The organism is Shewanella sp. MF05956 (assembly GCF_059758055.1).
In genome coordinates this window covers 1-13,749 of record NZ_JCAYNV010000017.1, presented here as the reverse complement: position 1 = coordinate 13,749, position 13,749 = coordinate 1, and the positions used below count along the sequence as shown (strand labels likewise).

Below are 13,749 nucleotides of genomic sequence, written 5' to 3'. Positions count from 1 at the left end.
ATGATAAATACTACTATTAAGTATTTTATTTAACAAGATGTAATCAATTTCGACAAGATCTTTCTAATTCTGCTTGTCAATGAGTCGTGAGTCACTCTATGATGTGGCTAATATATATTATTTATCATATTTATTTGAGCGGATGGGTAAGTAAATGGAAGCCGATATAGAAATAGTCGATGTTGTCGTGATTGGCGGCGGCATTAACGGTGTTGGAATAGCGGCCGATGCGGTAGGGCGTGGACTGAGTGTATTGCTCTGTGAACAAAACGATTTAGCCTCGGCGACTTCGTCTAATAGCAGTAAGTTAATTCATGGCGGATTACGTTATTTAGAACATTATGAGTTTCGCTTAGTTAAAGAAGCCTTGGCTGAGCGAGAAGTGCTATTGAAAAAAGCGCCGCATTTAATTACCCCATTAACGTTCAGACTCCCGCATCAAGCGCATTTACGCCCAGCATGGATGATCCGCCTTGGATTATTTTTATATGATAATTTGGCCTCGCGCGCTACGTTAAGCGGTTCAAGAAAAATTGCGTTTAGTGCTGACAGTCCTTTAAAACCAAGCTTTGTTCAAGGTTTTGAATATTCAGATGCCTGGGTAGATGACTCTCGTTTAGTGGTGTTAAATGCGCTAGCGGCTAAAGAGTTAGGTGCGCAAATTTGTACCCAAACGCGATGTATTAATGCAGAGCGTCAAGATGAGCTATGGCGTTTAACCTTACAAAGCCAAGCGGATCAATCGCTACGAGACGTACTGGCTAAAACCGTGGTGAATGCTTCAGGCCCTTGGGTGTCGAGCTTATTTAGTCATGTCATCAAGCAACCTTCACCGCAAAAAATCCGTTTAGTAAAAGGTAGCCATATTGTGGTGCCTAAAATCCACCAGCAACCACACGCTTATATTTTACAAAATGAAGATCAGCGAATTGTGTTTGTGATCCCATTTGAAGATGATTTTTCATTGATTGGCACCACGGATGTTGATTTTGTTGGTGATCCCAAAGATGTGAAGATTGATCAGCAAGAAATTGATTATCTGGTTAATATTACTAATCATTATTTTAAAACTACGATCAGTGAACAAGACATTGTGCATACCTTTTCTGGGGTGAGACCCTTGATGGATGATGAGTCAGAATCGGCTCAATCTGTTACGCGTGATTACACCTTTATTGTTGATGCCCCTAAAGGCAAAGCGGCATTGTTGTCGGTATTTGGCGGTAAAATTACCACATATCGTAAACTGGCCGAGGCGGCAGTGAATCGCCTTAAGCCGTTTCACCCTAACATGGGCAAGGCTTGGACTGCGCAGCAAGTATTACCCGGCGGTGATTTTAGTCATTTAGCCGAGTTAACCCGTATTTATCAGCAGCAATATCAGTGGCTAACACCTAAAAGCCTCGGTCGTTTATTACGGACATACGGCTCGAGAACCCAATATATTCTAAATGATGCAAGTTCGGCTGAAGTATTAGGCATCGATTTTGGCTATGGGCTTTATCAAGCAGAAGTTGATTATGTGATGGCAAACGAATGGGCTTGCACTAGCCATGATGTGCTGTGGCGTCGAACGAAGCTTGGATTACATTTTTCTGCAGAGCAAAAACAGCACCTGAGCGACTATATGCAGGCAGCTCAGGCTAACGTGGTTGAGACCTCGCAACAGGCGGGCTAGGTAAGCCGTATTAGCCTGAACTAAGGTTAAGTTGCAATCATATTAAGCGCCAATATCCCTGTTGATATTGGTGTTTTAGTTTAGGCTTTTAGCAGGCCACAAGGGGTGTCGACAATACCTGTGACATTATTTAATTGGTAAATAAACACATTACCAGACAACGGGTAGTCTAATAATTGTTGTGGTGATAATTCGATACGAGATGTGGTGACAATCAGCCAATCTAAGTTAGGCCCACCTATTGCCACGCTCGATGGCTGCACCGCAGGAACAACCAGTTTTTCAACTATTTCACCATCAGGGTTATAGCGCACTACGCTGTGATCGCCCCATTGCGCATTCCACATAAAACCGTCGGTATCCACGGTAGAACCATCAGGGAATACATGATTTTTTGTTGTGGCAAAGAGCTGCTTTTGGCTTAATGCATGGCTTTGCTGGCAATAGTTGTACTGATAAATACAATGGCGTTCAGAATCAGCATGATACATGATACTGCCATCAGGGCTCCAACATAAGCCGTTCGATATCATTATATCGCTAAAGGTTTTATGGTGTTGCCCTTGGTGGTCTACACGATAAAGGCTACCTTGCTGCTCTTGCGTGTGGCGTGTTTCAACCATGGTACCAGCCCAAAAATGGCCGCAACGATCGGTGCGACCATCATTAAAACGATTACCAAGCAGCGTGACTTCGGGTTGGCTAAGCCAGGTCATTGCGTGTGTTTCAAGATGATACAGCGCGAAACCTTGCTCAAATGCCACAATCACTTGATGTGCATCCTGGTCGGCTAAAAATGCAAAACTGCCGATACGGTAAGGTAAATGATATTGTTGGTGAGTTTGGTCATCGATAGTGTATTTATGGATGTCGCCCGCCATAATATCTATCCAATAAATTGCCCGATGCTGCGGGTGCCATAAGGCATTTTCCCCCAATTGGTTTTGTGAGGGAATAACCTGAATAAGCTCGCCAATACAAGATGAAATACTAATCATTACTGGCTTTTATCGCTTGCTGGTACACCACATTGAAGCCTGCGAGTGTGGCTTCGGTGACATCCCATAATGTAGTGTTGATATTGCAAAAATTAAGTGTCTTAGCAAAGCATTGATTAAGATGGGCCGGGCCAATAATGGCCACCGAGCTTAATTGGGTTAATTGCCACTCAGTGGCATATTTTGCGGCGCGCACATCACCACCAATTAATAAACCAGACAAATACGCGTGGGCTTGTTTGGTGGTGTATCCCTCAAACAATTGTTTGCTGCGGACACTGAATAATCCATGAGCAAAATTGTCGGTCGCAGAAGATAAGCTAAAATCTGCCCCTTGAATAAAGGCGTCAAAATCAAACTCTAAATCAGAGACTCTTTCTTGAATAAGGACACTATTAGACGACAATAAGTCATATAATTCACCCGTTAGCGCCGTTTTAAATAACACCACTTTACCATCTTCAATTAATACCCATTTAGTATGAGTACCAGGTAAGCACACTAAATGTCGACCTTGTAAGTGCTGTGGTGCCATGGCTAACCAACCAAGCAAATGGAACTCTTCGCCGCGCATAGAATCATGTAAATGGTTGTGTAATTGACAGCGCAAACCTGGATAAATAGTCACTTGGTGGCCCTGGCAATTAAAGCGGGTGCCTGCGCTAATGACTTCTGTCGGCGAAATCGGACAGGCTAGGTATTGGGTTTCTTTCCAGCCGATACTGGAACCTATTTGACCTATCATCAAGATGGGTAATTTACCAAAGTGTGCTGCCCAAGGCGCGATACAGTCCATTAACGTTGTTTGAAAATCGGTAATGATTTTCTTTACGCCGACATTGTTGCCTTGCTCAAGTACGGTAAGCGGTTTATTGGCTTCGGCCAAACACAGGTAAGCGCGTAAATGGCTTGTTCCCCAATCCACGGCAATAAAGTGTTGATGTTCAGTAAACAAACTAGGCTCTCCCACCGTCAATATTAATACACTGTCCGGTGATGAGTTCACTGTTATCGGATGCTAAAAATAGTGCTAACTTAGCGACGTCCTCTGGGGTGATACGACGTTTTAATGCCATAGCATCGGTCCATTTTTGTTCTTCTTGCTCGGTAAGCCAACTCGCGAGTTGTTTTTCTGTGGCCACCCATCCCGGTAAAATGGCATTGACGCGGATCCCTGCCTCACCAAATTCACGAGACAATGATCGTGTCATCCCAATTAAGCCCGCTTTTGCCGTCACATAGCCGGTCATTTGTTGTGAACCTAATAATGCCGTAATTGAACTGAAGTTAATAATGCTGCCCGAATGCTGGAGTTTCATTTGGGTGTACGCTGCTTGGGAGGCAAAAAAGGCTGGGTCTAGGTTGATTTGCATGCATTTGTGCCAGTCGTGTGCCGAAATCGTTTCAACATCTTGGCGTGCGTCATTGGCAACATTATTAATTAACACATCAAAGCGACCATAGTGTTTAGCAACGTCCCTAATGGCTAATTGAAGTGACTCTGAATCGGTGGCATCGACGGCTCGAAACCAAATAGAGGTGAGGTCATATTGTGCCAGTTTTTGCTTGAGGGCATCAGCCGCTTGCTGGTCTATATCGATAAAGGCGACTTTGGCATGTTGGCGGGCAAAGGCTTCAACCATTGCCGCACCAATACCACTGGCTCCGCCGGTAATAAAGATGACTTTGTTTGTTAAGTCTTGGTACTGAGTGGACTGACTCACAGATAACGCTCCAAACCTATTATTTTTGATTATGGTTAACTAGCGGTACTTTGGATTAACAACTTAATCCGATAAATACTATTTATTTTTAGTTATTTTTAACATTAACAACGAGTAAAACAAAGTTATATCGTTATTGCATTTAAATATGATATAACAGATTTATGTACTAAGTATTGGACAGTAAAAGGCATGAGCACTTCACCGCGTCAAAATTTAACCCACCAGCTCACCCATGATTTAGGTATCGCCATTGTTAAAGGGGTTTACCCTGTTGGTGAAGGTTTGCCGTCAGAAGCTGATTTATGTATTGAATATAATGTAAGCCGCAGCTCTACTCGTGAAGCGGTTAAGATGTTGTCTGCTAAAGGGTTGATATCATCGCGGCCTAAGCAAGGTATTCGAGTGTTGCCAGAAAGCCATTGGAACATGTTTGATACCGACGTATTAAAGTGGATTTTGAGCAGCAAGCCGTCATTAGCCTTATTAAAAGAATTTACTCAAGTACGTGTTGCGTTAGAGCCACAAGCTGCGGCGCTTGCCGCCATGAATGCGTCTGACGAGCAAATAGCCTCAATCGAAAAAGCCCTCGAACGGATGGTGGAAGCAGAGCAAGGATTAGATGATCCGTTAGAAGCCGACATTGCTTTTCATACCAGTATTTTGATTGCCAGTGGTAATCGGTTTTTTGTGCAGTTGACTGAGTTTATCAGCACTGCGCTTAGAGTCAGTATTCGATACACCAATAAAATTAAAGGTGTACCGGGCGCAGATGTACAAAAACACGCTGAGATTTTTGAAGCGATAAAAGCACGCAATCCACAACAAACACGTGCTGCGGTGTCGATGATTTTAGAAGAAGCGCTTGAGTTGATTGAGTCGAAGTTATAATCGTAAGTTGATAGACCGATAATAAAAAGAGCATCTAATCTAGATGCTCTTTTGCTTATGGGGATAAGTTGAATGGGTAAAACCTTTTATTTGACTTGGTTTAACTCAAAAATCAATGAAGTCTGCGGGAAGGTAATCGGCAATTGCATACCAAAGGTCATCAATGCTTCACCGCTAAAGGTTTGGTTTTCTATTACGCTCAATATTGATTGCGAATAGAACGAGAACCCAGCTGGCCACACTAATGACAAAGTGTAATCTTTGTCTGCATCTAATCCGGCAAAGTGATACTTAGGCGGATTAGTACGTTGAGTTTCTTTTACGCTGTTATAAGCAAATAAGCCTTGTGACTGGTTATCGTTAACAATACCAAAATTAATTGAGTCTCCATCGGAATTTAAGCGTACTAGCTTACCGCTGTGGATCAATTGACGATGCTTTTTGTGCAGTTTAATGATTTGTTGTAATTGCTGACGTTCGTCGTCGGTTAATTCACGCGGGTCCATTTCAATACCCATATGACCAAAGAACGCCACCGCGGCGCGCATGGCAATACTAATATTGCGGCCTGTAATATGACAATCGCGTGGACCTACGTGAGCGCCCATCACTTCTGCTGGGAAAAAGAATGAGCAACCACGTTGAATGGTAAGTCGGTCTAATGCGTCGTTTGAGTCTGACGTCCAAACACGGTCGGTATAACGTAAAACACCGTAATCAACACGCGCACCACCAGACGAACAGCTTTCAATTTCAACATGAGTATGTGCTTGCTTCAAGCGTTCTATTAACGCATAAGCCGCCAGTGTTTGTTGGTGTACTGCAGGCTTGCCAGCTAGGTTACCCGCGTGGTTTAAGTCGCGGTTCATGTCCCATTTTATGTAGACGATTTGCGGGTACTCAACCAAAATGTCGTTAATCGCATTAAATAAATAATCTGTTACCGCTGGGTTGGTCATGTCTAGCACCAACTGTTTTCTAAATTTAAGTTGCTCGTTACCTGCAGTTTGCAGTGCCCATTCTGGATGGTTACGATATAAGTCACTGTCTGGGTTAACCATTTCTGGTTCAAACCATAAGCCAAACTCCATACCCACGTTATTGACATGATCAATTAATGGCTGCAAACCGTCTGGGTAGATTTCACGGTCAACAGTCCAATCACCTAAACCGGCAAAGTCACCACGACGCCCTTTAAACCAACCGTCATCAAGTACAAAGCGCTCAGCACCAATGTCTGCCGCTTGAGTGGCGAGTGACTGTAAAACCGCGACATCATGGTCAAAATAAATCCCTTCCCAGGTGTTGTAATGCACTGGGCGTGGTTTTTGGCGCACTTTGTCGGTGATTAATGATTGACGTACAAACTGGTGAAAATGATGCGACAACCCACTAAAACCCTGGTTTGAGTATGCGGTATAAAGTGTCGGGCTGGTGTAAGACTCATTGGGTGCTAGGGCGAGTTCTCCTGGCATTAATAACTCGCCTAATTGCGCATAACTGCGACCTTCAGCCAGTAGTTCTGCGCGCATTTTGTGGTTACCGCTCCAACCTAAGTGGAAGCCATAACACTCACCACCTTGTTCGTGGGTCAGTTTGTTGTGCATTACCATGCCAGGGAAGTTGTCGTGCGATGTTTTACCTTTACGGTTTTCACGCACAAAGCTGCCTAAGAACATATCGAACGATTTACGTTGAAACTCATTAGACCAACGGCCTTCAAAAGACATAATTTGGTCAATGTGCAATGGCATTGGAATAGTAGGCGCTGCACACCAGTTCACATTAACAGTGCTATTACCTAAATTGGTTAGTTGGGTGGTGGCACTGAGCACGTCAGAATGGGGGTCTAGCGTTAAATGATGCTTTACGCTGAGATTACGCAAACTGTCGATACACTCAAAAATCGCTTCGTTGGCAGAGGGTTGAGTAACTGAGGTTAGTGTGCCGCCAATAGACCAAGCAATATTATTATCAAACACTTCAATGCCTGGTGCGCCAGTAAAGCCTTCACCCATTAAAGGCGACAACGAAATCGGTGCCTCAACCACAACAGAACACTTAGCTTCTTGCCTTGTGCTAAGTTGTTTCATCATGTCGTAGGTGGTTTTTGACGATAGCTTTTTGCCAAAATATAAGATTGCTGGGGTTTTATTGCTGCAATCAACAACCAAGCTGGTGTGCTGGCCATTTAGCAAAACGAATTGTGGATGATCCGACATGAGTAAACATTCCTTGATTGAGAGTCTCGTTTAACAGTTCTGTGCTGCATAATGAAAGCGTAATACCATGGATTGAGCCATTGATATCCGCGGTTACAAAGAACCCGTTATTTAAAATACTATATATCATATAAATACTAAGTTAGTATATTATCTGTCATTAAAATTTCGTCAAATAACCATTGTTCGGGCTATGACATTAGAACAAAATAACTGTGATTTTAGGGCCTGTTGATCTTTCAAGGTTGTTTTTGCAGCGAATTGTTGGCCATTACTCACATTTACAACTGCGCGGCAGAGACTTCGATGTGTAGTTATTCTACATAAAAAGTCGATAACGCAGTAAAAATGGCCAACAAACGCTGCCCGAAGGGTTCGGCTAAAAACGTTTTACTCTTTGTTGAATGAATTTTGCTTAGATGACTAGGCATCAATCCATTCGTCTCGATTAAAACGTTTTTAACTCGAACAAAATTCAACCAGCAAAGATCAGCAGGCCCTAGTGTTCACCTGAGGTTTACGCACAATTTATTGGAGATTAACATGTTAGGAGTTTGCTATTACCCAGAGCATTGGCCTGAATCTATGTGGCAACAAGACGCGAAAGAAATGCGTCAGCTCGGATTGCAGTATGTGCGAATTGGCGAGTTTGCATGGTCTAGAATTGAAGCACGCGACGGAGAATATTCGTTTGAGTGGTTAGACCGTGCGATTGAAACGCTTGCCAATGAAGGGCTACAGGTGATCATGTGCACCCCAACGGCAACACCTCCTAAATGGTTAATCGATAAATACCCAGACATTTTACCGGTCGACATTAACACCGGCACTACACGTGGCTTTGGTTCGCGTCGTCATTATGATTTTTCTAGCCAAAATTATTTCCGTGAAGCCATGCGTATTTCAACGGTGATTGCTGAGCGTTACGGTAAGCACCCAAGCGTATGTGGTTGGCAAACCGACAATGAAATAGCGTGTCATGACACAACACATAGCGGTTCGTTAGTCGCTAAGTTAGCGTTTCAACAGTGGTGTAAAGACTATTACCAGCATGATGTTGAAAAGCTCAACACTGCATGGGGTAATGTATTTTGGTCGATGGAATACCAAGACTTTGAGCAAATCGAATTACCTATCTTAGCCGTGACCGAAACCAACTCTGCACATCAATTGGCGTATCGTCGTTTTAGTTCTGACCAAGTAGTTAAGTTTCATGATGCGATGATTGAAATCATTCGTGCCCATGCCCCTAACCGTTTTGTCACCCACAACTTTATTCCGCTGGTAGACACGCAGGCAGATAACTTTGCGTTAGCCAAAAATCTTGATTTTGTGAGTTATGATAATTATCCGCTAGGCCGTTCCGACATGTTCTTTAAGCATATGCCAGCGGAACAATTTAAACCTTATATGCGTACCGGTCACCCTGACTTTTCAAGCTATTCGTTTGACCAAAGCCGTGGCGTCAGCAATAAAAACTTTTGGGTGATGGAGCAGCAACCTGGTCCAGTAAACTGGGCGCACCATAATCCGCGTCCAGAAAAAGGCATGGTCAGGCTATGGTCGTGGCAAGCCTTTGCTCATGGCGCAGACTGCGTATGTTATTTCCGCTGGCGCCAAGTGCCTTTTGCTCAAGAGCAGATGCATGCAGGTATTAAACGTAACGACAATTCAAAAGCTGCAGCCTGGTCAGAAGTGGAACAAATGCGTGATGAATTGGCCAAAGTTGATTTTACCATTAGCAATCCTGTACAAGCTAAAGTGGCGATAGTAACGGGGGCAAATAGTCAGTGGGTGACCGAAATTGAACGCCAGGGTGACAGTTATAATCATCAACGGGTTGAATTCGCTTATTACTCAGCGTTACGCCAATTAGGGTTAGCCGTTGATTTTGTATCTGTAGACCACGACTTAACTCAGTATGCTCTCGTCGTTGCACCATGTTTACCCATCGTGCCACAAGCATTTGTTGATAAATGCCAGCAAGCTAACGTACACCTGGTGATAGGTCCGCGCTCAGGCAGTAAAACCGATGAATTGTCATTAGTACCGACGCTAGCGCCTGGCGTGTTGCAAACATTAGTGCCTGTAAAAGTGCTATCAACCGAAACCATTCGTCCAGATTGCAGTGAAGTATTGCATTTTAACGGGGCTAAATTTGAAAGTCAGTGTTGGCGTGAAGAGCTAGAGCTTGCTGAGGGTGTTAGTGTTGTCGCGACTTATCATGACGGTAACCCAGCGGTCGCGCGTCATCAAAATACCAGTTATGTGGCAACGCTGACATGTGGTGCATTTTTACTCGAGTATTTTACTGTGTTGGCGGCTGAATTAGGGCTAGTAACCATTGCACTACCAAAAGACATGCGTCTTGTGCAACGTGGTAATTATGCTTATTTATTTAACTATGCAGGCTACTCACAAACCGTACCGAGTGAGTTACAAGGTCAATATGTGCTAGGCAGCGCAAACCTTGCTGCTTATGACGTCGCAATCGTTAAACTCGTATAGTTTTACTTTGGTAGCATCATGGTTATTCCTGCCATGGTGTTACTAGCTCGCAAGCTGAGCCTGCTCAGCAGATATTTCTATCGCATTGGCTTGCTTGGACTCAATGTTCTTCCATACTTTGTCATGGAAATAAAACACCACAGTATTTACCGCTGGTTCAAGTAGGGCAATCGTACCGCCAATAATAATACTTCCTGTTAATAAGTAAGTAATCGTAAATGCAACGCTGAAGTGTAAAATGGCAAAGCTGATTGTTTTTTTCATGATGAAGACCCCCGTTTGATTTAATTTAATGATAACAGTTCTCATTATCATGTAAAGAGGGTCGATTCGATTGTTTTAAGTGGTAATTTCGATTAGGGTTAAGGTTTTTAACCGAAAATAAATAAAAGCCCTTTAAAAGAGCCTTTATTATCGATGAGGTTGCAGTGTTCTATTTTCCAGCTTAGCAGATAAGCTCTGCCTTAGTAGTGCCAAGGAAAACGCGAAAAATCCTGATCTCGTTTTTCTAAAAATGCATCCCGACCTTCCTGAGCCTCTTCGCTCGCATAAGCCAAACGAGTAGCCTCACCTGCAAACAGTTGCTGGCCCACTAAACCATCGTCCGTCATGTTAAAGCCATATTTAAGCATGCGCATTGCTGTCGGCGATTTTGAGTTAATCTCTTTGGCCCAAGCTAATGCTTCTGTTTCCAGTTCAGCATGTGGTATTGCTCGGTTAACCATGCCCATATTGAAGGCTTCTTCGGCGGTGTAATTAAAGCCAAGGAAGAAAATTTCACGAGCGCGTTTTTGACCAATCATCTTGGCTAAGTAAGCACTGCCGTATCCAGAGTCAAAACTGCCTACATCAGGGTCGGTTTGCTTAAATACAGCATGTTCTTTAGATGCTAACGTTAAATCACACACTACATGCAAACTGTGGCCGCCGCCAACAGCCCAACCAGGCACAACCGCAATGACCACTTTAGGCATAAAGCGGATCATCCGTTGCACTTCTAATATATGTAAGCGGCCCATACGCGCAACATCAGGTTGACCTTCTTCAGCGCCTTCGTATTTATAGCCATCTTTTCCGCGTATGCGTTGATCTCCGCCCGCACAAAATGAATACTGCCCTTTTGCCGAAGGACCATTACCGGTTAAGAGTACGCAACCCACATCAGACCATTGTCTGGCATGGTCTAAAGCCAAAAAGAGTTCGTCTACAGTTTTAGGACGAAATGAGTTAAGGCAATCTGGACGGTCGATTGCGATACGCACAGTTCCCTGGGATTTTGCGCGATGATAAGTGATGTCTTCAAAGTTGAATCCTTCGACAACATCCCATAAGGCTGGGTCAAAGATGTCTGATACTGATTCAGGTTGTGATTGTGTCATAAAAAAACCTAGCCCCTATTGTAAATATTACACAAAGGCTAGGCTTATTTGATACTTAGGTCAATTTGTTACCGTAAAAGCGTTAACTCACTCAGATTTTATCGCAAATAAATTGTAGATTTTCTTTGCTAAAAACCGGGTGACGGGCACTGCTATTGCAGTATTGATTTTTAAACTCAGCAATACTTTCATTGCTCACAAATATACCATCTACCTCGCGAATTTCTATCGTCGATAATCGCTCGTAAATTTCTGCTTTAACTTGTGGAATATGCTTGTCGACGCGGATGATTTTTGTGCCTGTCATCGAATCTAGCTTATTGTCAGCCTTAGTGAACATACTCTTGATGTCATTAATTGGCTTATCAAGTTTGTCTGTTTCTGTCGCGAAATAATAAATAACGCCCGCGATTATTGCTAAACCTATCCAGCCTCTCATCTTTTTATCCAATAATGTGTTATTACCTATATAATAAGCTAGTTATCGTTCAATATTAAAGCAGTAAGGCTGTAAAATGACGAAAGAATCTAACCCCAAGGATTTCTCTAAACAACAACGTATTAAAATCCACCAACCTGATGCCAGTAAAGCAGACCGTTTCAATCCGCGCAACCGTATTTACGTACGCGCTATTGATGGTATGTGGACCACACTACGTCGTCAGATGGGATGGATAGCAATGTTATTCTTTCTATTACTACCTTGGTTACCTTGGGGAGATCGCCAAGCGGTATGGTTTAATCTAGCCGAGCAAAAGTTTCACGTGTTTGGCTTAACGATTTGGCCACAAGATCTTACCTTGCTCGCAGCACTCTTTACTATCGCCGCATTTGGGCTGTTTTTTGTCACAACCTACCTAGGTCGAGTCTGGTGCGGTTATACCTGTCCACAAACCGTATGGACATTTATCTTCATCTGGTTTGAAGAGAAGTTCGAAGGCGCACGTAATAAGCGCATCAAACTCGATCAAATGCCATGGAGTGTTAATAAATTATGGCGCAAAGCCGCTAAGCACACATCGTGGTTATTAATTTCATTACTCACCGCCACCACATTCGTATCCTACTTTGTTCCGAGTCGAGAGCTCTACATCGACTTTATTACCCTTAATGCCAGTGGCGGGATCTATTTCTGGGTAATCTTCTTTACCTTTGCTACATATGGTAATGCCGGTTGGATGCGTGAAATCATGTGTATTCACATGTGCCCGTATGCTCGATTCCAAGCCGCAATGTTTGATAAAAATACCTATATAGTAGGTTACGACACAAAACGCGGTGAAACTCGAGGTCCAAGAACACGCAAGCAAGATCCTAAAGAGATGGGCTTAGGTGACTGTATCGACTGTGACTTGTGTGTGCAGGTATGCCCAACAGGTATTGATATTCGTAATGGTTTGCAATACGAATGTATTAACTGTGGTGCGTGTATCGATGCGTGCGACAACACAATGGAGCGCATGGGCTACGACAAAGGCTTAATTAGTTATACCACCGAAAACAAACTCGACAATATAGAAGAGAAAGTATTAAGACCTAAACTGGTCGGTTATGGCGTGGTACTCACCGTCATGATTCTTGTCTTTATTTATGCTAGTGCGACCATTGCACCGGTACGTATGGATGTGATTCGTGATCGTAATTCATTATTCCGTGAAAACAGCCAAGGGAATACTGAGAATACCTTCACCATTAAAATCCTTAATAAGACAGAACAACCTCAAGAATATGAGTTAAGTGTAGAAGGTCTAGCAAACGCTCAGTGGATTGGCCCACAACATGTTGCGATTGAAGCGGGTGAAGTGTTAACCCTACCGATTAGTATTGCAGTTGATCCTATTGAGCTAAAAAGAACCATTACCAAGATAGACATTAAGATCAATGCACAAATAGACGGTAGTCCAATAGAAATCAAACAGGAAACACGATTCTTTGGTGGCTAGAACCGAGCAAAATAGCCAAAAAAGGGACGAATAGTCCCTTTTTTGTTCTTTTCGATTGAAAAAACACCTCTCGGTCATGTTTTTGTCATATTTATGCTTTTTACGCTTGCACAATATTTTAAGCTCCCTATAATGCGCAACCACTGACACGGCAAGCGGCTCACGCCAATGACGAGTCAGTTTGAAGGATTCAAATTGAAACCTTCAAGGCGAAAAGAAAGTTTGAAAAAACACTTGACGCCGAGACGGGAAAGCGTAGAATACGCAGCCCAAGCCAAGGACCTAGCGTCAACGGCCACTAAGCGAAAGATTGATTCTTTTGGTATTAGTACGCTCTTTAACAATCTAAACAAGAAATCTGTGTGGACATTCACAGGTATTGAGTTATTCGAAATTGTCTTCTTGT

Annotated in this window: 12 protein-coding genes; 5 read left to right on the top strand and 7 right to left on the bottom strand. The window is 43.2% G+C overall.

What is annotated here, in order from left to right; genetic code table 11:
• Positions 1-154 precede the first annotated feature (154 nt).
• Positions 155-1,678 carry a glycerol-3-phosphate dehydrogenase gene (gene glpD / locus AC19MX_RS17155; RefSeq protein ID WP_498299265.1) on the top strand — a complete coding sequence of 508 codons (1,524 nt, stop codon included), beginning with the start codon at positions 155-157 and terminating at the stop codon, positions 1,676-1,678.
• Positions 1,679-1,758: 80 nt separating this feature from the next.
• On the opposite strand, the gene AC19MX_RS17150 is transcribed toward glpD, so the two are convergent.
• The 3 genes from AC19MX_RS17150 to AC19MX_RS17140 are packed head-to-tail and all read right to left on the bottom strand — an operon-like array spanning position 1,759 to position 4,400.
• On the bottom strand, positions 1,759-2,676 hold the full coding sequence (locus AC19MX_RS17150) for an SMP-30/gluconolactonase/LRE family protein (protein ID WP_498299264.1): 918 nt from the start codon (positions 2,674-2,676) through the stop codon (positions 1,759-1,761).
• Entirely contained in the window at positions 2,669-3,631 is a 963-nt protein-coding gene (locus AC19MX_RS17145) for a 2-dehydro-3-deoxygalactonokinase (RefSeq protein ID WP_498299263.1), read from the bottom strand. Before AC19MX_RS17145 ends, AC19MX_RS17150 begins: the two co-directional genes overlap by 8 nt.
• Before the next feature lies 1 nt (position 3,632).
• Positions 3,633-4,400, bottom strand: coding sequence for an SDR family NAD(P)-dependent oxidoreductase (locus tag AC19MX_RS17140; protein ID WP_498299262.1), 768 nt, complete (start codon positions 4,398-4,400; stop codon positions 3,633-3,635).
• Between the two features lie 192 nt (positions 4,401-4,592).
• On the opposite strand from AC19MX_RS17140, the gene AC19MX_RS17135 reads away from it, so the two are divergent.
• Entirely contained in the window at positions 4,593-5,291 is a 699-nt protein-coding gene (locus tag AC19MX_RS17135; protein WP_432403429.1) for a FadR/GntR family transcriptional regulator, read from the top strand.
• 86 nt (positions 5,292-5,377) lie between these two features.
• Here the strand turns inward: AC19MX_RS17135 and AC19MX_RS17130 are convergent, their stop codons facing one another.
• On the bottom strand, positions 5,378-7,513 hold the full coding sequence (locus AC19MX_RS17130; RefSeq protein WP_498299261.1) for an alpha-galactosidase: 2,136 nt from the start codon (positions 7,511-7,513) through the stop codon (positions 5,378-5,380).
• Positions 7,514-8,056: 543 nt separating this feature from the next.
• On the opposite strand from AC19MX_RS17130, the gene AC19MX_RS17125 reads away from it, so the two are divergent.
• Positions 8,057-10,021 carry a beta-galactosidase gene (locus AC19MX_RS17125; protein WP_498299260.1) on the top strand — a complete coding sequence of 655 codons (1,965 nt, stop codon included), beginning with the start codon at positions 8,057-8,059 and terminating at the stop codon, positions 10,019-10,021.
• A gap of 42 nt (positions 10,022-10,063) precedes the next feature.
• Here AC19MX_RS17125 and AC19MX_RS17120 read toward each other — a convergent pair whose 3' ends face one another.
• The 3 genes from AC19MX_RS17120 to AC19MX_RS17110 all read right to left on the bottom strand — a co-directional run bounded on the left by AC19MX_RS17120 (position 10,064) and on the right by AC19MX_RS17110 (position 11,839).
• On the bottom strand, positions 10,064-10,285 hold the full coding sequence (locus AC19MX_RS17120) for a DUF2061 domain-containing protein (RefSeq protein ID WP_498299259.1): 222 nt from the start codon (positions 10,283-10,285) through the stop codon (positions 10,064-10,066).
• A gap of 200 nt (positions 10,286-10,485) precedes the next feature.
• Positions 10,486-11,400, bottom strand: coding sequence for a 1,4-dihydroxy-2-naphthoyl-CoA synthase (locus AC19MX_RS17115; RefSeq protein WP_432403438.1), 915 nt, complete (start codon positions 11,398-11,400; stop codon positions 10,486-10,488).
• Positions 11,401-11,491: 91 nt separating this feature from the next.
• Positions 11,492-11,839: a hypothetical protein gene (locus tag AC19MX_RS17110; protein ID WP_498299258.1), complete on the bottom strand. Its 348-nt coding sequence runs from the start codon at positions 11,837-11,839 to the stop codon at positions 11,492-11,494.
• 76 nt (positions 11,840-11,915) lie between these two features.
• Between AC19MX_RS17110 and ccoG the strand changes: the two genes are divergently transcribed.
• Positions 11,916-13,343 (top strand): cytochrome c oxidase accessory protein CcoG, encoded by a 1,428-nt coding sequence (gene ccoG, locus AC19MX_RS17105; protein ID WP_498299257.1) that lies wholly within the window; start codon positions 11,916-11,918, stop codon positions 13,341-13,343.
• 195 nt (positions 13,344-13,538) lie between these two features.
• A partial coding sequence (locus tag AC19MX_RS17100; RefSeq protein WP_498299256.1) for a hypothetical protein occupies positions 13,539-13,749 on the top strand: 211 nt, incomplete at its 3' end.